The organism is Pseudochelatococcus sp. B33, assembly GCF_053570585.1.
This window is the reverse complement of sequence record NZ_JBSEFH010000002.1, coordinates 100,331-118,022: the sequence shown is the minus strand read 5'-3', so window position 1 is coordinate 118,022 and position 17,692 is coordinate 100,331. Positions and strand designations below refer to the sequence as shown.

The 17,692-nt window shown below is 66.8% G+C and carries 15 protein-coding genes; 10 read left to right on the top strand and 5 right to left on the bottom strand.

The features are described 5' to 3' along the window. Nucleotides 1-115: 115 nt before the first annotated feature. Nucleotides 116-1,438, bottom strand: coding sequence for a quaternary amine ABC transporter ATP-binding protein (locus ACUSIJ_RS02415; protein WP_449306766.1), 1,323 nt, complete (start codon nt 1,436-1,438; stop codon nt 116-118). Nucleotides 1,439-2,136: 698 nt separating this feature from the next. After that, a complete protein-coding gene (locus ACUSIJ_RS02410; protein ID WP_449306765.1) occupies nt 2,137-2,826 on the bottom strand; it encodes a MucR family transcriptional regulator in 690 nt (229 codons plus the stop codon). Between the two features lie 460 nt (nt 2,827-3,286). On the opposite strand from ACUSIJ_RS02410, the gene ACUSIJ_RS02405 reads away from it, so the two are divergent. Then, nucleotides 3,287-4,276 carry a DMT family transporter gene (locus ACUSIJ_RS02405; protein ID WP_449306764.1) on the top strand — a complete coding sequence of 330 codons (990 nt, stop codon included), beginning with the start codon at nt 3,287-3,289 and terminating at the stop codon, nt 4,274-4,276. A 70-nt stretch (nt 4,277-4,346) separates the two neighbouring features. Here ACUSIJ_RS02405 and ACUSIJ_RS02400 read toward each other — a convergent pair whose 3' ends face one another. Then, nucleotides 4,347-5,462: an alkene reductase gene (locus ACUSIJ_RS02400; RefSeq protein WP_449306763.1), complete on the bottom strand. Its 1,116-nt coding sequence runs from the start codon at nt 5,460-5,462 to the stop codon at nt 4,347-4,349. Between the two features lie 390 nt (nt 5,463-5,852). On the opposite strand from ACUSIJ_RS02400, the gene ACUSIJ_RS02395 reads away from it, so the two are divergent. The 9 genes from ACUSIJ_RS02395 to ACUSIJ_RS02355 all read left to right on the top strand — a co-directional run bounded on the left by ACUSIJ_RS02395 (nt 5,853) and on the right by ACUSIJ_RS02355 (nt 16,078). Further along, nucleotides 5,853-7,109 carry a thiamine pyrophosphate-dependent enzyme gene (locus ACUSIJ_RS02395; protein WP_449306762.1) on the top strand — a complete coding sequence of 419 codons (1,257 nt, stop codon included), beginning with the start codon at nt 5,853-5,855 and terminating at the stop codon, nt 7,107-7,109. 18 nt (nt 7,110-7,127) lie between these two features. Further along, the gene (locus tag ACUSIJ_RS02390) at nt 7,128-8,141 is read left to right on the top strand and encodes an alpha-ketoacid dehydrogenase subunit beta (protein ID WP_449306984.1); all 1,014 of its coding nucleotides are present in this window, start codon (nt 7,128-7,130) and stop codon (nt 8,139-8,141) included. A 14-nt stretch (nt 8,142-8,155) separates the two neighbouring features. Continuing rightward, the gene (locus ACUSIJ_RS02385) at nt 8,156-9,508 is read left to right on the top strand and encodes a dihydrolipoamide acetyltransferase family protein (RefSeq protein WP_449306761.1); all 1,353 of its coding nucleotides are present in this window, start codon (nt 8,156-8,158) and stop codon (nt 9,506-9,508) included. A gap of 2 nt (nt 9,509-9,510) precedes the next feature. After that, nucleotides 9,511-10,923 (top strand): dihydrolipoyl dehydrogenase, encoded by a 1,413-nt coding sequence (gene lpdA / locus ACUSIJ_RS02380; RefSeq protein WP_449306760.1) that lies wholly within the window; start codon nt 9,511-9,513, stop codon nt 10,921-10,923. Between the two features lie 427 nt (nt 10,924-11,350). Further along, entirely contained in the window at nt 11,351-11,590 is a 240-nt protein-coding gene (locus tag ACUSIJ_RS02375) for a hypothetical protein (protein ID WP_449306759.1), read from the top strand. A gap of 184 nt (nt 11,591-11,774) precedes the next feature. Then, a complete protein-coding gene (locus ACUSIJ_RS02370; RefSeq protein ID WP_449306758.1) occupies nt 11,775-12,365 on the top strand; it encodes a hypothetical protein in 591 nt (196 codons plus the stop codon). Nucleotides 12,366-12,515: 150 nt separating this feature from the next. Continuing rightward, nucleotides 12,516-13,700, top strand: coding sequence for a cell surface protein (locus ACUSIJ_RS02365; protein WP_449306757.1), 1,185 nt, complete (start codon nt 12,516-12,518; stop codon nt 13,698-13,700). After that, on the top strand, nt 13,684-14,640 hold the full coding sequence (locus ACUSIJ_RS02360; protein WP_449306756.1) for a DUF6384 family protein: 957 nt from the start codon (nt 13,684-13,686) through the stop codon (nt 14,638-14,640). The genes ACUSIJ_RS02365 and ACUSIJ_RS02360 overlap by 17 nt, the downstream gene beginning before the upstream one ends. Before the next feature lie 4 nt (nt 14,641-14,644). After that, nucleotides 14,645-16,078, top strand: a complete 1,434-nt coding sequence (locus ACUSIJ_RS02355; RefSeq protein WP_449306755.1) for a hypothetical protein — start codon at nt 14,645-14,647, stop codon at nt 16,076-16,078. A gap of 50 nt (nt 16,079-16,128) precedes the next feature. On the opposite strand, the gene ACUSIJ_RS02350 is transcribed toward ACUSIJ_RS02355, so the two are convergent. Together ACUSIJ_RS02350 and ACUSIJ_RS02345 are read right to left on the bottom strand one after the other, a co-directional pair. After that, nucleotides 16,129-17,097 carry a hypothetical protein gene (locus tag ACUSIJ_RS02350; protein WP_449306754.1) on the bottom strand — a complete coding sequence of 323 codons (969 nt, stop codon included), beginning with the start codon at nt 17,095-17,097 and terminating at the stop codon, nt 16,129-16,131. A 100-nt stretch (nt 17,098-17,197) separates the two neighbouring features. Next, on the bottom strand, nt 17,198-17,572 hold the full coding sequence (locus ACUSIJ_RS02345; protein ID WP_449306753.1) for a hypothetical protein: 375 nt from the start codon (nt 17,570-17,572) through the stop codon (nt 17,198-17,200). Nucleotides 17,573-17,692: the final 120 nt, after the last annotated feature.

Genomic DNA, 17,692 nt, shown 5'->3' with positions numbered 1-17,692 from the left:
CTGTCCGGCCCCGCGAATATCCGGCTTCCCGCAGGGACAACCGGCCGCGAAGGCGGCGGCGCTGCGGCGGGGACATGTTATGTGTGCGGACGAGCGTCCGGGCGGACGGCCGCGCTCAGGCGCTCAGCCGCGCGATGCGGTCGCCGGCATCCCCGCCGGGGCGTTCCGGGACGGAGCGATCCGGCTCGGGCTCCGCCAACGCATCGGGGCCGGCATCGTCCTCCTCCGGGGCGGGCGGGCCGGACTGGGCCGATTCGCCGGATACGCCGTTCTTGCCGAGCACGGCGAACACCTGCAGCGGATCCACCACGCCCCTGTAACGTCCGCTGGCGCTGACCACGGGGATCGTGTCGCCGGCGGCGCAGGGCTCGAAAACCTCGACGATGGGCGCATCCGCCTGCACCGCGTGCGCATCCAGCTTCATCGCGGCCGCCACGTCGGAACGCGGCTGGGCGTCGGAAAGGCTCTGCGCGTCGACGATGCCGATCAGATGGTTGGCGCCGTCGACCACCGGCAGGCTGTTGTGCGGCACTTCCTCCAGCCGCTCGCGCGCCGCCGCCACCCGGTCGTGGCCGGCGATCAGCGGTTCGAGCGCCGTCACCACGGTGGCGGCGGGCAGCACGCGGCTGCGGTCGACATCGCGCGTGAAGGCGGCGACGTACTCGTCCGCGGGGTTGGTGACGATGTCATGGGCCGTGCCGACCTGCACGAAACGCCCGTCCTTCATGATGGCGATGCGGTCGCCGAGCGACAAGGCCTCGTTGAGGTCGTGGCTGATGAAGACGATGGCGCAGTTGTAGCGCTCGCGCAGCCGCAGCAGCTCCTGCTGCATCTCGGCGCGGATCAGCGGGTCGAGCGCGCCGAAGGGCTCGTCCATCAGCAGCACCTCCGGGTTGACGGCGAGCGCGCGGGCGATGCCCACCCGCTGGCGCATGCCGCCCGAAAGGGCTTCGGGCATGCTGTCCGCCCAGTCGGTGAGGCCGACGGCGTCGAGCGCACTGAGCGCGCGCTCGCGCCGCTCCGCCGGGCTGCACCCTTGCATCTTCAGGCCGTATTCGGCGTTCTCGAGGACGGTCTTGTGCGGGAAAAGGGCGAAGTGCTGGAACACCATCGAGATCTTGCGCAGCCGTATCTGGCGCAACGCCTCGCGGTCGATGTCGACGATCTCGACGCCGTCGACCCTGATCGAGCCGCGCGTGGGATCGATCAGGCGGTTGAGACACCGCACCAGCGTGGACTTGCCGCTGCCGGACAGCCCCATCACCACGAAGATCTCGCCGGCCGCGAGGTCGAACGAAACGTCGTTCACCGCCACGACCGAGCGGGTTTCCTTGAAAACCGCATCCTTACCGACTCCCCGGCCGGCCAGCTTGATCGCCTTGCCGGGTCGCGAACCGAAAACTTTGTACAGGTTCCGGACTGAAAATTTGGGAGGCACGAGCCGCCGTTCTCCTTCTGCTGGTTGGACCCGATAACGGGACGCGGGAGCGCCCACAGGCAGGACCGGGCATAGCGCGCAACGATCCAGTAACGATGCGGGCGGCGGAAAGATCCACCACTCCCGATCGAGTATCGGAAATCCAAGTTTCAATCTTCTGAGACAATCATGCACACACATCCAATCATGTCAACCTTGCATATGACAAGAATTAATGAATAACATCTTTTTATTTTATCTTTTATGGCAGATATATTTTTGTATTTTAACTTTATTCTGTCGCCCGAGAAAAGAATTGCCTGCCTCTACGTCATGTAATGAATTTTTTGCGATCGGGCGCATTTTTTCCATCAAAAAGGCTAAAATTCGCCTCATGAGTCGGAGCTGTCGCAGACGACGGGCCCGCTGGGGCCGCTGACGCGCGGGCATTCCCGCGTGTCGTCCGGTCGTCTTCAAGGCGTTGATGGAACGTGCTTTTCGGGACGGAAAGCGCGCCCTTTGCGTTTGTCGGAAAGGCCATGGCGCGGCCGCGGATTTCCCCCTGTCCCGGCGGCGCGGGAAGGCACGCCCTCGCCACCCTCACGCGGCGGGCGGGGCGGCGGCGAACCCGTCGCCGGGCGCCGCCGCTGCACAGGTATTGAGCAAGTATAGTGCCGCGACGGCCCGGAATCCCGGCAGAATCGCCGGGGCAGGCGGGCTCATCGGCTGCGGTTGCGCGTCTTGCCCAGCCCCTGCTCGCGGGCGTATTTCGAGCGCGAGGTGCTGAAGGCGTGGGTGACCAGCGGATAGTGGTCCGACAGGCCCCACTTGCGCCGGTAGGCGTCGGGCGTGAGGCCGAATTCCGTGTCGAGATGGCGCTTGAGCACCTTGAGCGCCTTGCCGTTCTCCAGGCATATGATGCTATCGGCCTTGACGGTCTTTTCCACCGGCACGATGGGCTTCTGGTCGACGTAGATATCCGGGTCGATCCAGGCGGGGTCGAAGACGTAGCCTTCCTCGTCGGGCACCAGTTCCTCGAAATCGAGCGGCTGCAGCGCGCCCGTCCTGGGATCGAGGGCGTTGGGCGGATTGCGCAGCTGCGCCTTGCGGAACAGTTCCTCGTCGACCTGGCGCGTCGGCAGCGGCTTTTCCGGCACTTCCTCGGCCGCCTCGGCCGGCGGGGCGGACGGGCTCGAAGCCGGCGCGGCATCCGCGGCGGCTGCGGGCGCAGGCGCGGTTTCGGCTTCCTCGCCGCGCTGGAGCCGCGAGAACGTCGCGTGGACCCCCTCGATGAATTGCAACACCTCGGCGGGAGGCAGGCTGTTGTTCGCCACATACGCGGCGACGATGTCGGCCGTCACCGAGATGAGCCCCGCCTTGCTCAAGACCTGCCCGACATCACTGCTCATGCGTTGACCTCCAGCTTCGACCAATATGTCATATTCTTTACATGCCGCGTCTCAAGATGAGGTTCAAGCACAATTCCGAACCGCTGCCGAATACTGAACATCTATTTTTCCCTTCCGGTCGCCGGCCTCTCCGTCCGCGGGCTGCCGGCGACCGTGGACGGGGCCTGCGGCTTCGGACCTGGATGGGCGCCTTTTCGGATGAATCGGATGGATTGACAAAGAGATAGGGCGGCGGACACGCAACGGACCGCGCCGTGTGGGCTTGCCCGATATTCGGGGAAACTGCCCAGGGAGGCCGGATACGACCCCTGGCGGCTGCCTACTTATAGTGCAGGCAGGGTTGCAAGAGCTGCAAGTGCAGCCCCGCTGCCGAGCGTGTATTGTGCGCCGGCGGGCGGTCCCGTCTCCCTCCCCATCCCCTTAACACCCTGTCCAGCCACGATCGAGCAGAGTTGCTATTTTGACCACGCCTGCCGAGGATCCTTCCTCCCCCGACCGTTCATCCGCGCCCGGCGCGGCTGCCGGAGAACCGACGCAGCCGGCGCGGGATCGTGCCGCGAACGCGCCCAATCCCGACCGGCGGGGGGTCGGCATCCTGCTCGTCATCGCCGGCTCGATGGCGATGACGGGCGTCGATTCGTCCGCGAAATGGCTGCTGCTAAACGGCTTCGGCGCGGGGCAGTCCATCTTCGTCCGCTTCCTGCTTCCGTGCATCGTGCTGACGCTCATCTTCCTGCCCCGCCACGGCCTCGCGGTGGTGCGCACGCAATCGCTGAAGCTCGAGGTCGCGCGCGCGGTCAGCATGATCACCATCACCGGGCTCAACTTCATGGCGCTGCGGCATCTGCCCATGACGATCACCGGCTCGATCGCGTTCTCCTCGCCGCTGATCATCTGCCTGCTGTCGGGATTTGCCCTCGGGGAGCGGATCGACTGGCAGCGATGGATAGCTGTGATCGCCGGCTTCGTCGGCGTGCTCATCATCATCAATCCGGATTCCGTCCCGTTCCATCCGGCGATGCTCTATTCGCTGGGAGTGGCGGTGATGCTGGCGGTCTACGCCATCCTGACCCGCAAGCTCGCCGGCGTCGATTCCAACGTGACGCAGCAGTTCTACGCGTCCTTCGTCGGCCTTCTCTTCTCCCTGCCGTTCGCCTTCCAGCAGTGGACGTGGCCGCAGTCCGCGCCGGAATGGTTCGTCTGCGCGCTGATCGGCACGGCGGGCCTGCTCGGCCATATCCTCTACTCGGCGGGCCACCTGTTCGCGCCCGCCACGACGCTGGCGCCGTTCACCTACACGCAGCTGATCTTCATGGCGCTGGTGAGCTGGCTCGTGTTCGCGCAAGGACCAGACGTCAGTTTCTTCATCGGCCTGCCGATCCTGGTCGGCTCGGGACTGTTCATCTGGTTTCGCGAATTCAGCATCGCGACCCGCGGGCGCAGCGCCTGATCGCGTTTCTCCCGAGCCGGGAGAAGCGGAACCGGCGCATCCGCATCGCTTCTCCCCCTGCGCCTTTCGGTCAGCCGAGCGTCGGATAGTCCGTGTATCCGTGCTCGCCGCCGCCATAGAGCGTATCCGGCACGATTTCGTTGAGCGGCGCGTTCTCCCGGAAGCGGCGCACAAGATCGGGGTTGGCGATGAAGGGCTTGCCGAACGTGACGAGATCCGCCCTGCCCTCCGTGATCGCCGCCTGCGCCAGATCCCGCGTATAGCCGTTGTTGACGATCCACGCCCCTGCGCCGCCGGCCTCCCGGTAGGCGGCCTTGAGCGCAGCGTAGTCGAAGGGCGCATCCCCCTGCCGGTAGTCGCGGGCGCCTCCGGTCGCACCCTCGACGACATGGATGTAGGCGAGGCCGAGCTTGGCGAGTTCGCGCACATAGGCCTCGAACAGCGGCTGCGGGTCGGGGTCGCTGGCGTCGTTGGCGGGCGTCACGGGCGAGATGCGGATGCCGGTGCGCTTGCCGCCGATCTCCTCGGCGATGGCGCGCGTCACGTCGAGCGGAAAGCGAATGCGGTTCTCGATGCTGCCGCCGTATTCGTCGGTGCGATGGTTGGAGCCCGAGCGCAGAAACTGGTCGAGCAGATAGCCGTTGGCGGAATGGATCTCGACGCCGTCGAAGCCCGCGACGTCGATCGCGCCGCGCACGGCCTTGCGGTAATCTTCGACGATGCCGGGCAGTTCGGAGACTTCGAGCGCCCGCGGCTCGGAAACATCGGCGAACTTGTCCTTGCTGCCGGAGTCGATCAGGTAGGTCTTCGCCTTCGCGCGGATGGCGGAGGGCGCGACGGGCGCCTGGCCCCCGGGCTGCAGCGAGTTATGCGAGATGCGGCCGACATGCCAGAGCTGCACGAAGATATGGCCGCCGGCTGCGTGGACCGCGTCCGTCACCTTGCGCCAGCCCTGAAGCTGCTCGGGCGCGTAGAGGCCCGGCACGTCGGCATAGCCCTGTCCCTGCTGGGTGATGGCGGTCGCCTCCGTGATCAGCAGGCCGGCGGTCGCGCGCTGGGTGTAATAGAGCACCGACAGGTCCGTCGGCACCGCGCCGGGCGAGCGGTTGCGGGTGAGCGGCGCGAGCGCGATGCGGTTCGGCAGGGTCAAATCGCCAACGGTTACGGGATCGAACAGGGTCGCCATGATGATCGTCCTCATGAGTGCGCGAGGCGGCGGAGAGGGCTGCCTTGCATGCGCCGATTGCTGCATGTGCGAAACATAGTATGGCGAAGCACAAGCCTCGCAAGCGCGCTCGCCGCCGGACAGCGCGTCTCCGGCGCGGGCCGTGCGTCTCCGCACGTCAATGGTTACAACGGCATCCAACGGAAAGCGTGAGGGGTGCGTGCCGTAACAATCTTCCGCGCGCCGGCCTCCGGGCTCATGGTTTATTGTTATTTTGGCTGCGCCCGTCCACGCCGTCTGGACTTGGACAATGGCCGGGATACTATGACGGGCAAGGCATCCCGTTCATGAGCGATGCCGGTGAACAACGCTTTGGAACAAACAAGGCTTGGAAACAGAAGGGGAGCGACCATGACGGTGAGGTCGGTGCCGGCGGCGTCCGGCGGCGGGCGGCTAAGCCTGCATGTGCCGGAACCCGAGGTGCGCCCCGGCGGCGCGCCGGATTTCTCCAACGTGCGCATCCCCAGGGCGGGCGCGGTGCCGCGTCCCGACATCGACGTCAACCCCGAGGACATCCGCGATCTCGCCTTCTCCATCATCCGCGTGCTGAACCGTTCAGGCGAGGCGACGGGGCCGTGGGCGGGGCTGCTCACCGACGAGGAACTGCTCGTCGGCATGCGCGACATGATGACGCTGCGCACCTTCGACGCGCGCATGCAGATCGCCCAGCGCCAGGGCAAGACCTCCTTCTACATGCAGCATCTGGGCGAGGAGGCGATTTCCTGCGCCTTCCGCAAGGTGCTCTCGCCCGGCGACATGAACTTCCCCACCTATCGGCAGGCGGGACTACTGATCGCGGGCGGCTATCCGCTCGTCGAGATGATGAACCAGATCTACTCGAACGCCCGTGATCCGCTGAAGGGCCGGCAACTGCCGATCATGTACGCATCGAAGGAGCACGGCTTCTTCACCATCTCCGGCAATCTGGCGACGCAGTTTCCGCAGGCGGTGGGCTGGGCCATGGCGTCGGCCATCATGAACGACGACAGGATCGCCGCCGCCTGGATCGGCGACGGCTCGACGGCGGAATCGGACTTTCACGCCGGCCTCGTGTTCGCCTCCACCTACCGGGCGCCGGTGGTGCTCAACGTGGTCAACAACCAGTGGGCGATCTCGACCTTCCAGGGCATCGCGCGCGGCGGCTCGGGCACGTTCGCGGCGCGCGGGCTCGGCTTCGGCCTGCCGTCGCTGCGCGTCGACGGCAACGACTACCTCGCGGTTCACGCCGTGGCGAAATGGGCGGTGGAGCGGGCGCGGCGCAATCTCGGGCCGACCCTCATCGAATACGTCACCTACCGGGCGGGCGCGCACTCGACGTCGGACGACCCGTCCGCCTATCGCCCCAAGGACGAATCCGACGCCTGGCCGCTCGGCGACCCCATCATCCGGCTCAAGAACCACCTCATCCTGCGCGGGGTGTGGTCCGAGGATCGCCACAAGCAGACGGAGGCGGAAATCCTCGATACCGTCATCGCCGCCCAGAAGGAGGCCGAGAGCTCCGGCACGCTGCATTCCGGCGGCAAGCCTTCGGTGCGCGACATGTTCGAGGGCGTCTATGCCGAAATGCCGCCGCATCTCGTGCGCCAGCGCCAGCAGACGGGGGTTTGAGTCATGACCCGGACAGCTTTGGCCCGCATGTCGATGATCGAGGCCGTGCGCAGCGCCATGGACGTCTCCATGGAACGCGACGGGACCGTCGTCGTCTATGGCGAGGACGTGGGCTATTTCGGCGGCGTGTTCCGCTGCACCCAGGGGCTGCAGCAGAAATACGGCAAGACGCGCTGCTTCGATGCGCCGATCAGCGAATCCGGCATCGTCGGCACCGCTATCGGCATGGCGGCCTATGGGCTGAAGCCCTGCGTCGAGATCCAGTTCGCGGACTACATGTATCCGGCCTACGACCAGATCACCCAGGAGGCGGCGCGCATCCGCTACCGCTCCAATGGCCAGTTCACTTGCCCGATCACCATCCGCATGCCGACGGGCGGCGGCATCTTCGGCGGCCAGACCCACAGCCAGAGCCCGGAGGCACTGTTCACCCACGTCTCCGGCCTGAAAACCGTCGTGCCCTCCAACCCCTATGACGCCAAGGGCCTCCTGATCGCCGCCATCGAGGACCCGGACCCGGTCATCTTCCTGGAGCCCAAGCGCCTCTACAACGGCCCCTTCGACGGCCACCACGAGCGGCCGGTGACGCCGTGGTCGAAGCACCCGGCCGGCGAGGTGCCGGAGGGGCACTACACCGTGCCGCTCGGCAAGGCGGCCGTCGCACGTCCCGGCTCCGCCGTCACGGTGCTGGCCTACGGCACCATGGTCTACGTGGCGCAGGCGGCGGCCGAGGAAACCGGCATCGACGCCGAGGTCATCGACCTGCGCACGCTGCTGCCGCTCGACCTCGAAACCATCGTTGCCTCTGTACGCAAGACCGGACGCTGCGTCGTGGTGCACGAGGCGACGCTGACCTCGGGCTTCGGCGGCGAGCTCGCAGCGCTGGTGCAGGAGCACTGCTTCTACCATCTCGAAGCCCCCATCGCCCGTGTCGCCGGATGGGACACGCCCTACCCGCACGCGCAGGAGTGGGACTACTTCCCCGGCCCCGCCCGCGTCGGCCGCGCGCTTGTACAGACGATCGAAGGCTGATTGGGAGGGCTGATATGGGCGAATACGTGATCCGCATGCCTGATGTCGGCGAAGGCATCGCCGAGGCCGAACTCGTCGAGTGGCAGGTCAAGCCCGGCGACCTCGTGCGCGAGGACCAGGTGCTCGCCGCCGTCATGACGGACAAGGCCACCGTCGAGATCCCCTCCTCCGTCCACGGCGAGGTGCTGTGGCTCGGCGCGGAGATCGGCGCGAAGGTCGCCATCGGCGCGCCGCTCATCCGCCTCAAGGTCGAGGGAGAGGGCAACGTGGGGGCGGATGAGGCCGTGCCCGAGGCGCGGGCTTCCGCCGAGTCACTCTCCGTCGCATTGCCCGCCCCCGAATTGCCTGCCGCCGAAACCGCCGCCGCACCGGCACCCGCCGCCCGGCCGCAGCCGCCGAAACCGCCTGCTCCCGCCGCCAAGGTCGCCTCCAAGGCGGCTCCCAAGACGGCCGTCGCAGCCGCGGTAACGGCCGCTCCCCGGCCCGAGGGCGAGAAGCCGCTGGCCGCGCCCTCCGTGCGCCAGCGCGCCCGCGAGGCCGGCGTCGACCTGCGGCAGGTGGCGGGTTCCGGCCCCGCCGGCCGCATCACCCATGAAGACCTCGACGGCTTCATTGCCCGCGGCGGCCAGACCGCGCCCGCGCGCGGGCCGGGGCTTTCGCCGCGCACCGGGGTGGAGGAGATCCGCGTCATCGGCCTGCGCCGGCGCATCGCCGAGAAGATGGCGCTGTCGAAGTCGCGCATTCCGCACATCATGTATGCGGAAGAGGTGGACGTGACCGCGCTCGAGGATCTGCGCACCGCGCTCAACAAGGACAAGAAGCCCGAGCAGCCACGCCTCACTATCCTGCCCTTCCTGATGCGGGCGCTGGTGCGCGCCATTGCCGACCATCCGCAGATGAACGCCCGCTTCGACGACGAGGCCAGCGTGATCCATCGCCATGCCGGCATTCATATCGGCATCGCGGCGCAGACGCCTGCGGGCCTCGTCGTGCCGGTGGTGAAGCACGCGGAGGCGCGCGACCTGTGGGACTGCGCCATCGAGCTCGACCGCCTGTCACAGGCGGCGAAGGCGGGCACCGCGAGCCGCGACGATCTTTCGGGCTCGACCATCACCATCTCATCGCTCGGCCCGATGGGCGGCATCGTCTCGACGCCGGTGATCAACCATCCCGAGGTCGCCATCGTCGGCGTCAACAAGATCGCCGTCAGGCCGGTCTGGGACGGCGGCACGTTCGTGCCGAGGAAGATCATGAACCTGTCGTCGAGCTTCGACCACCGCGTCATCGACGGCTGGGACGCGGCGAGCTTCATCCAGCGCCTGCGCGCCCTTCTGGAAACGCCCGCGCTCATCTTCGTGGAGGGCTGACGATGCCGAACCCCGCAACCGCCAGGGAAATCACCTGCAAGCTGCTGGTCATCGGCGCCGGGCCCGGCGGCTACGTCACCGCCATCCGCGCCGGGCAACTGGGCATCGACACCGTGATCGTGGAGGCGCGCAAGGTCGGCGGCACCTGCCTCATGGTCGGCTGCATCCCCTCCAAGGCGCTCATCCACGCGGCCGAGGAATTCGACCGCATCAACCATCTGGCCATGGGCGACAACCCGCTCGGCATCGCCGCCACCGCGCCCGCCATCGACCTCGCCAGAACAGTCCAGTGGAAGGACGAGATCGTCTCGCGCCTCAACAGCGGCGTGGCGGCGCTGCTGAAGAAGGCGCGGGTGAAGATCGTCACCGGCCAGGCACGCTTCGTCGACGGCCGCACGGTCGCGGTCGAGACCGATGTCGGCACGCGCATCGTGCGCGCCGAGACGGTCGTCATCGCCACCGGTTCCGCGCCGGTCGAGCTGCCGTTCCTGCCCTTCGGCGGCGACGTCATCTCGTCGACCGAAGCGCTGGCGCTCACCGAGGTGCCCGGGCGGCTCGCCATCATCGGCGGCGGCTACATCGGGCTGGAGCTCGGCACCGCCTTCGCCAAGCTCGGCAGCCGCGTGACCGTGGTGGAGGCGGCGTCGCGCATCCTGCCGCAATACGACACCGACCTGACGCGCCCCGTCCTGAAGCGCCTTAACGCGCTCGACATCGCGGTGCTGACGGACACCAAGGCGCGCGGCCTCGACGGCGCCGGCAAGCTGCTGGTGGAGGGCGCGGACGGCGCGGAAAGAAGGATCGCCGCCGACAAGGTCCTCGTCACGGTGGGCCGCAGGCCGGTGACCGAGGGCTGGGGCCGCGAGGAGCTGCTCATCGACATGGACGGCCGTTTCCTGCGCATCGACGCGCAATGCCGTACGTCGATGCGCGGCATCTACGCCATCGGCGACGTCACCGGCGAGCCGATGCTGGCGCACCGCGCCATGGCGCAGGGCGAGATGGTGGCGGAGATCGTCGCCGGCCACCGGCGGCAATGGGACAGGCAGGCGATCCCGGCCGTGTGCTTCACCGATCCCGAGATCGTCAGCGTCGGCCTGTCGCCGGACGAGGCACGGGCTGCCGCGCGCGAGATCAAGGTGGGCACCTTCCCCTTCAGCGCCAACGGCCGCGCCATGACGAAGCTCGCCGAGGACGGTTTCGTGCGCGTGACGGCGCGCGCCGACAACCACGTCGTGCTCGGCATCCAGGCTGTGGGCGCCGGCATCTCGGAACTCGCGGCGGCCTTCGGGCTGGCGCTGGAGATGGGCGCCCGCCTCGAAGACATCGCCGCCACCATCCACGCGCACCCGACGCAAGGCGAGGCGCTGCAGGAGGCGGCGCTGAGGGCGCTCGGGCGGGCGATTCATATGTAATGATGAGCCTAAACTCAACACAATAATTTATACAGAAATATTAACATTAGAATTTAAGCACATAAATATTCTTATAAAATAATAATATTTAATATTATTAAACATCTGTAATAGAATATGAGATTTATTTCTTGATTTAATTTTCTGTTGCAATATTGTTTCCATATCATTATGCTTGTTGATGGATATTTATTGTTGCGCAATGTTTGAGGGTAATATGTCTGAGTCAATTGGTAGACCACATTTTACGACACCTTCCGCAACTGCCCTTCAGGACTCCACACCCACGGGGGCGACGGCGACGGGCCAGAGCAGGCGAGAGGACGGGTCGCCCCAAATCGTAACGCAGGGGGAGGCGCAGCTGCCCAAGACGCCCTCCAGCCGTGCGGCCAATACCGTTGTTACGGCGGAAAGCAGACCACGCTACATGCAGGGGACCGAAAGTTCCGCCCGGAGAGAGGACTACACACAAGCCCTCTACCAGTATGACATAGCCGATGGCCGAAAGGCTGCACAGCAACGCCGGGATGACAGGGATTATTTCAAGGGGAACGGGGAAGGCGACCAGACGGTCACCTCCCGTGCCCGGTTTGAAGCAACTTCGGTCGTGCGCCAGTTTAATGCTTATAAACTGGAACAAAGACAGGCGGAAAAGACCCTAAAGTAAAGACGAATAAAACTCTGCTCGGCGGTCTCCGGGCAAGCTCGACGCGTTTCTCGACAGCGCGCCTCCGTCGCAAGGTGAAAGCGGAGCGCTCTTGTGCCCGAGCAGGATGCAGAAGCCCGGCTGGGCCAGCCTGTGCAACGGGGCGAGATCCGGCTGTCCACCTGCTAGATGCAAAGGATATACCATGTCCATCAGCAATAATTCTGTTTCTTACCGCCCGCCCCGTCAGCAATCCGACACGGGATTCTCGCCATCCCCCGCGAGCGAGACGGCGACGTCACACCGCCCCTCTCCGGCCCTGATCGCCGGGGGACAGCTGGTCATCAAGGCGGAGGCCGACAGGAAACACCGGCGCGTGACCGCCCCAAAAGCGATCCCGAAACAGGCGCATGCCGAAGCGCCGAAGCCGACTTACACGTTCCGGCAGTCGGACATTCTCGCCCGGATGGGATGGGAAATCGCGCACAACGGAGGTGACGACGACAGGACCATGGTGGTGAAATACTGGCCCAAGGACAGCGTCCTGCCCAGGGCCCTGCTCGTGGTGCGCTATCCCGCAGGGACAGTCCATCCGTGGGCAACGATCAGGGCCGGCACGATACGGGTGCCGCGTGCCCGCGCCACGCCGCCCCGGCAGCAGCCCGTGATCCAGACGCGGGAGACGACCGCTCCCCCGGTGCCCGGCCCTCGTGCGCGAAGGGGTAGCGACGCCGGCCTGGAACACCTGTCCGACGCCGCGCGGCTCCAGCCATTGCCCGCCGGCGACAAGGGCTGATGCCCCGTTCTCGATGATCGATCCCGCGCAACGCGGCGTCGGCCCCCGCCGTTGCCGCGCCGTGTCGTGTATTGCGCTTGTCATTGGGGCTGAGTAAGCTTGATCAGCACCTCAGTCTGGACATCCAGCTACAGCGCATGAGGAACGACAATGAGCGAGATCGCGGTCAGAACGCCCCTGCAATATCTCGACAAGGCTGTCAGCAGCCTGCGGGAACTCGGCCTCGTGCAGAACGGCGCGGCGGAGGAGTCGCCCATCACCGGCTTGCTTCAGAAAATCGCCGATATCGAGCCGGACAAGATTGCCATCATCACCCGCACCCTGCAGCAGATGAGCGTGTTCAACGAGGTGGTGCGCAACCAGGTGTCGCAGATCTCGGTCGGCGAGCGCTACGAGACCATCGCCCGCTCCTTTGACTCCATCCGCGACGACGCCAAGCGCCTTGTCGACCAGCTCGACGACGGCAAGATCGACCTGTTCGAACGCGCCACCAACGTCTGGATCAAGGTGTCGCGCGGCGACATCGGCGCGCGCTTCGACACCATCAAGGACACCTACCTCTCCGTCTCGAAGGACACCCGCGACGCCATCGAGCGCGAGCATATCATCCTTGAGGCCTATCGCGATTTCCGCGGCGCGCTCAAGCAGGCCGAGGTCGCGGCGCTCGAAATCCTCAAAACCGCCGAGGGCAAGCTCGACGCGGCGCGGGCCGGACTCAAGACCGCCTCCGACAACGTGGCCAATTTCCCGGCCGAGGACGACGTCAGCGAGCGGGCGAAGCTCGAACTGCTGCGCGACGAACACCTGCGCCACGTGCAGAGCGAGGAAGCCCGCTACCAGATCGCCAAGGACCTCGCCGACAACCTCACCATCAGCTACAACACCTCCGAGGTCGTCATCGCGCGCCTCCAGCAGACGACGAACGCCAAGGAGCGGGTGTACCAGCAGGCGGTGAGCTTCTTCACCACCAATGAATCCGTGCTGACCGCGCTGCGCGCCTCCTTCACCGGCCTGTTCGGCCTGCACGAGGCCACCGAGACGCTGAACGAACTCAAGGAAGGCGTCTCCAAGTCGCTCGAGGTGCTGGCCGACATCGGCGGCAAGGTGCAGGAGGAAGCGCTCAAGGCCGGCTACGGCCCCACCGTGCGCGCCGACGCGGTGAAGAAGCTCGTCGACAGCGTGGTGAACTATCAGGTCCGCTCCATCGAGATCGTCAAGGAACTGCGCGAGCAGTCCACGAAGAACAGCGAGGAAATCCGCGCCGCCGTGGAAGACGGCAAGCGCCGCATCGCCCGCCTCGCCGAGGAGGGCAATGCCCTTGTCATCGACGGCTGATGCGCCGGGTCAGGCAAGTACCGGCAACAGCGCCGGCAAGCTCGACGAGGTCATGCTGGCCATGGACGTGGTGGACACGCTGCGTCACAACGAAAACCTCGCCCTGAGGGAGCTCGGGCAGGACGGCCGCGACGGGGACCTCAAGGAGCGCCTGCGCCGCATCTATGAAAGCCAGGGCCTTGAGGTCTCCGACCGCATCCTGGACGAAGGCATCAAGGCGCTGAAGGAAAGCCGCTTCACCTATGAGCCGGCGCAGACGGGCTCGCGCCGGCTCGCGCATATCTGGGTGCGGCGCGGGTTCTACGGCAGGATCGCCGGCATCGTCGTCCTGCTGCTCGCCGCCTGGATCGGCGTGTCGTCGTGGCAGCGCGCCAGCCACGAACGGGCCGTCGAGGCGGCGCGCGTGGAGTTGGCCGAGACCCTGCCACAAAGGCTCGAGGAGATAGCCAACCGGGCGCTCGCCGAGGCGCGCACGGACGATGCGCAGGCACGGGCGCATGCCCTGCTGGAAGACGGGGTGGCCGCCCTGTCGAACGGCGACGCCGACGCGGCGCGGGGCGTGATCGCCTCGCTGGAGCGGCTGCGCGCGGAACTCGCGCAGACCTACCGGCTGCGCATCGTGTCGCGGCCCGGCGAGGACACCGGCGTCTTCCGCATTCCGGATGTCAACACCAACGCGCGCAACTACTATCTGATCGTCGAGGCGGTGACGCCCGACGGCACGGTGCTGTCGCTGCCGATCCGCAGCGAGGAGGATGGCAAGGTCCGGACGGTCACCCGCTGGGGCGTGCGTGTGCCGGAGCGCACATTCGAGGCCGTGCGGCGCGACAAGCAGGACGACGGCATCCTCCAGAACGACACGCTGGGCGAAAAGCCGCGCGGGGCGCTGGAACCCGTCTATCATATGAACGTGTCGCAGGGCACGATTACGGAATGGTGAGGCCATGCTGAGCGCGGGCGATACGTTCAGGGTCATCGAGCAGGCTGTGGGGCGCGTGCAGGCGGACGAGGGTCGGGTGGCCTCGGTCATCGAGCAGACGACGGCGGAGGCCGCACGGCTGCGCGGCGAGCAGGCCGCGCTCTACCGCGATCTGGCGCGCCTGCGCCTCGACGCGCTGGGCCAGCAGCAGGTGGCCGGCAAGCTCGACGCCGCCGAGCGGCAGGCACTAGCGACGTTGGAAGCGCACAACCGCCAGGTGGCGGCCATCCGCCAGCAGCACGAGGGGCTGGCCGAGGATCTGGCGGCGCTGCGCCGCGAGCGCGCCGCCCGCGCCCAGGCGGTGCAGGAGGCGGCCGCCAGCATCGACGCGCAGCAGGAGGCGACCGAAAACCGCCTTGCCGAGGACGTCGCATGGCAGGCGCAGTCGGCGAAGCTGGAGGGCGCGCTGGCGAGGGCGCAAGCGGCGGAGGAAAAGGCGGAGCAGGCCGAGGCCGATCGCGACGCCAAGTCGAAGCCCTATCTCGCCGACCGCCTCTTCGCCTATCTGTGGGAGCGCGGCTACGGCACGCCCGCCTATCGCGGCGGTTTCCTGACGCGCTGGGGCGACGACTACGTCGCCCGCCTCATCCGCTATGAGCCGGCACGGCAGAATTTCTTTCTGCTCAACGAGATCCCCAAGCGTCTGCGCGAGCATGCCGAACGGTTGAAGGCGACGGCCGAGGAAGAGGGCGCCCGCCTTCAGGCGCTGGAGCGCGCCGGGCTGGAGACCGACGGCATCGCCGCGCTGGAGGCCGCGCAGGCCGAGGCGGTGGCGGCGCTCGACGCGCACGACGCGAAGCAGGCCGAGCTGGAAAAAGCGCTTGCCGCGACCGAGGCGCGGCGCGCGGCGCTGACCGAGGGCGAGAACTCCGGCCTGACACGCGCGCAGGAGGAGCTTGCGGATTCGCTGAAGCGCGAGGACCTGCGCAGCCTGCTGCGCGAGGCGCTCAAAACGCCGACCCCCGAGGACGAGCGCATCGTGCGCCGCCTGCAGGACATCGAAACCGCGCTGGAGCGCCTCGCCAAGGAGGCGGAGGAGGCGCGCAAGGTCGCGGTGGACCTCGCCCGCAAGCGCGTGGAGCTGGAGCGCTCGCGCGAGGACTTTCGCCAGTCCGGCTACGAGCGCCAGGGTGGCGGCTTCGTCAACGACAAGCTGATCGGCGACATTCTCGGCGGCATCATCGGCGGCGTGCTGTCGTCGCGCGATCTTGGCGACGCGCTGCGCAGCGGCTACCGGCGCGGCCACCAGCCCCGCGACCAGCGCTGGAACCGCCCGCCGCCCACCCGCGGCGGCTGGGGCGGCGGATTCGGGACGGGAGGCGGCTTCGGCGGCGGGCGCTCATCGCGCGGTTCGTCGGGCGGCGGCGGTGGCGGGTTTCGCACCGGCGGACGGTTTTAAGGCACCCGCGCCCGGTCCTTCAGACGGCAATCCGGCCGATCGGCAATCGCTCAAGACACGAAAGGCGCTCCCGCTTTCTCCAGTGCCGCCCTGAGCGTGCCCTGAACGGCGTCGCGATGCAGCCCATACGCGCGCACGACATCGGGATCCGTTACCTGCACATGCGGCGAATCGGCGCCGTTGACGAGACGCTGCACGAGGGCTGCGACGACGGCAAGCCGCCGGTCGCCGCCGCCCATGTCGGCGGCAGCGTGGTTGAGGGCGCTGCATGCGCCGCGCAGAAAGAGGTTGTTGATGTAGAGCGTGGTGATGGCCTTGTTCAAAGTGGCCGGACTTCCGCGCTCAGCGGCGATCCTCCGCGCGTATTGGCCGCTCACCTTGAGATAATCATCGCCGGCGCGTCTGAAGACGCTCACGGCGTCGCCGGAGTCGAGCAGCCGGTCCACCAGCCGGTGCGCCGTCTCGACGAGGGCCTTCTGTTGTTCGGATGTCAGGGTCGCGACGAGGACCGGCCCCTGCTTATCGGACCCCAGAATCTCATCGAGCTCCGTCCGGAGCGACGACGCCATTTCCTGCCCGTAGGCAGCCCCGGCGAACGCACCGTCCCGAACGCTCGTCAGGTAGGCGCCCGGATCGTCATCCCGGCTCCTGTTGTCGCTGCGCAGGAAATTGCCGAGGCCGCGCCTGACCTCCTCGGCATCGCGGGAGGAGAGGAAGGCAATATCCTGCGTCCAGTTGGCGAGAACGGCGGACGGGATCACCGGAGCGCCGCTTCTTGAACGCGTCACGACGACAGGGGTGACCGCCTCAGCCTCCACGGCGGGCGTCGGCAGACGGACAACCTGCCTGTCGCCGCCGGATCGCTCCCGGGTCGGCGGGGCGAGAAAGTCATCCGCGAGCACCAACACCTCCGGAGCCCCCGGAAGCACAGCGACGACGCGTTGCCTGTCCTCGCCCGGCAGCGCGGCGGTCGTTTGCACTATGGGCGTGGCCGCGGCGAGCGCGCCGGAAGCCGTCAAGCGCCGCGCCTCCGGAGGATCGGGCGTCTGACGAGGGTCCACGGGAAGGGGTGGCACATCTGTGACGGACATCAATTCCCCCGCAAGACCGTACGCAGCGTCAGACGGAACGCCGTATTGTCGGTGGCGGGTTTCTATACCCGCCGTCGCTGTCGTCGTCGGATTCGTCCGACAGGGAGGACAGGTCAGACAGGAGGCTGACGTCCGTGTCGGATACCTCGCCGTCGACATCTTCGTCAGCGGTTCTCTCGACTTGGGGACCGGCCGACACCGCGCGTGCGGTGATCAGCTTGTCCGATGATACGCCTGCACCAGTGGGCAGGGACTGGCTTTTCGTCACGGACGGCTGCCATTCGACGATCTCGCCATCGGGACCGCGCCCCTTGCCCAACGTACCCTGCTGCGCGGAATCGGCAGTGGAAGCAACGCCCTGCCCCACGGACGGCGCACGGGATGACACGGAAAAATCCGACATTTCACGCTCCACAAGATGACTGATAGCGATAATTAAGGCATAATAACGACATTAATGTCTCATATGCGGCAGAATACGTCAATATGTGTGTCGTGAATGTGAGCCGCTCCCCTCCGCCCG

What these genes read in the sequence shown, in the direction of transcription:
- ACUSIJ_RS02410 (WP_449306765.1), bottom strand. Translation starts at nt 2,826, where the DNA reads ATGAGCAGTGATGTCGGGCAGGTCTTGAGCAAGGCGGGGCTCATCTCG.
- ACUSIJ_RS02400 (WP_449306763.1), bottom strand. Translation starts at nt 5,462, where the DNA reads ATGGCGACCCTGTTCGATCCCGTAACCGTTGGCGATTTGACCCTGCCG.
- ACUSIJ_RS02395 (WP_449306762.1), top strand. Translation starts at nt 5,853, where the DNA reads ATGACGGTGAGGTCGGTGCCGGCGGCGTCCGGCGGCGGGCGGCTAAGC.
- ACUSIJ_RS02385 (WP_449306761.1), top strand. Translation starts at nt 8,156, where the DNA reads ATGGGCGAATACGTGATCCGCATGCCTGATGTCGGCGAAGGCATCGCC.
- lpdA (WP_449306760.1), top strand. Translation starts at nt 9,511, where the DNA reads ATGCCGAACCCCGCAACCGCCAGGGAAATCACCTGCAAGCTGCTGGTC.
- ACUSIJ_RS02375 (WP_449306759.1), top strand. Translation starts at nt 11,351, where the DNA reads ATGCAGGGGACCGAAAGTTCCGCCCGGAGAGAGGACTACACACAAGCC.
- ACUSIJ_RS02370 (WP_449306758.1), top strand. Translation starts at nt 11,775, where the DNA reads ATGTCCATCAGCAATAATTCTGTTTCTTACCGCCCGCCCCGTCAGCAA.
- ACUSIJ_RS02365 (WP_449306757.1), top strand. Translation starts at nt 12,516, where the DNA reads ATGAGCGAGATCGCGGTCAGAACGCCCCTGCAATATCTCGACAAGGCT.
- ACUSIJ_RS02355 (WP_449306755.1), top strand. Translation starts at nt 14,645, where the DNA reads ATGCTGAGCGCGGGCGATACGTTCAGGGTCATCGAGCAGGCTGTGGGG.
- ACUSIJ_RS02345 (WP_449306753.1), bottom strand. Translation starts at nt 17,572, where the DNA reads ATGTCGGATTTTTCCGTGTCATCCCGTGCGCCGTCCGTGGGGCAGGGC.